The sequence below is a fragment of the Undibacterium sp. Dicai25W genome, from assembly GCF_049340505.1.
GTDB classification, from domain to species: Bacteria; Pseudomonadota; Gammaproteobacteria; order Burkholderiales; family Burkholderiaceae_D; genus Undibacterium; species Undibacterium jejuense.
Window position 1 is genome coordinate 1 of the sequence record NZ_JBMPOQ010000052.1, and the last position, 721, is coordinate 721.

The window sequence follows — 721 nt, forward strand, 5'->3', positions numbered from 1 at the left end:
CGCGGCGTTAAAGCTACTGGAATCCATCGGTATTTCACGAAGTAACTATGCACCACCTCTCGTGCGTCTGTTGTGGCGAGTCGGAATTGATATACCACCGCCGCATTTTGGTGGCATTTTTACCAATGCACTTCTCATGGGTACATTTTATGGTACGGCTTGGGGAATCATCATGTGGATGGCTGTTTGGTCGCACGAGGGGATGTCGCCTATTGGTGCGCTGATTACCTCGGTTTGCGCAGGAATTTTATTTGGCTTCGGAATGAGCGGATATTACGCGTACAACAGGCGCAAACACAACTTACCCAAGTGGAGCGAGCTGTAACCGAAACCATGATTCTCGCGTTGCAGTAGCAAGTCGGTCAAGAGCTGCCTGTCAGGAGCGAAAACAAACCAAACAAAATTAAGATTATTGTGAGAGTTTTTGAAGCAGTCAAAACGTTAAGGAGCTGGTCCTGGATTTTAGGTGCAGTTTCACTCGCACCAATATTATTTTTTTTGTATCAAAATTGGCTATTTTCTCAGTGGGCCAAGAAACTTGCGAGTAATGGTGAGTTTGTCTGTGGTACAGGAATAATTGCAATATTTATTCTATGTACAGTTGTCGCTACGTGTTTATCTGCCGTAGCCACTTTTATCGGGTTTCTCGGCTATCTTAAGATTGATAAACCTAGACCACGAAAAAGGTTAATTGAGGTGTTGGTAATTGGAAGCATTTTGG

The 721-nt window shown here is 44.2% G+C and carries 2 protein-coding genes; both read left to right on the plus strand.

Annotation, left to right across the window (positions count from 1 at the left end; all coding sequences use genetic code 11):
* The coding region (locus tag ACO0KY_RS19640) for a DUF6404 family protein (protein WP_423048920.1) at positions 1-325 on the plus strand (325 nt) is incomplete at its 5' end.
* Between the two features lie 89 nt (positions 326-414).
* The coding region (locus ACO0KY_RS19645; protein WP_423048922.1) for a hypothetical protein at positions 415-721 on the plus strand (307 nt) is incomplete at its 3' end.